1 protein-coding gene is annotated in these 432 nt (G+C 56.5%); it reads right to left on the reverse strand.

Translation table 11 applies throughout. The features are described 5' to 3' along the window. Positions 1-212: 212 nt before the first annotated feature. Positions 213-432, reverse strand: a 220-nt coding sequence (locus FMM79_RS21660) for a hypothetical protein (protein WP_205466783.1), incomplete at its 5' end; no start/stop codon positions are given.

Here is a 432-nt window from a genome sequence, read left to right on the forward strand (position 1 = left end):
ACTCTCAGGCCCGACGAAGTGCGCTGGCGGACCGCCCGCAGCAAGCGGCCCTGGCTGGCGGGAACCGTCATTGACCATATGTGCGCGCTGATCGATGTGCGCACCATGGCGGACTTGCTGGTGCGGGCCGAAAGAGAGCACCATCTGGATCTGAGCTGACGCAAACAACGGTTACTGAATGAAACCGAGCCGTGCTGGCACGGTTTGTGCCCTTAACTATAGTATTGGGCACTGATGATATTTTTTTGACGATCAGGTTGCCCGCCGGGCAGCCCAAGAGGAGAAACATCGCTATGGCATCCCCGAGCGGACAAACCAATCAGGCCCAGGACGATCAGGTACTGCAGTACGTTACCTTCCGGCTGGATTATGAGTCCTATGGTCTGAATGTCATGCAGATCCAGGAAGTGCTCAGATAATCGTCGGTAGCGT

The organism is Novosphingobium sp. BW1 (assembly GCF_008107685.1).
In the GTDB taxonomy this organism is placed as follows: Bacteria; Pseudomonadota; Alphaproteobacteria; order Sphingomonadales; family Sphingomonadaceae; genus Novosphingobium.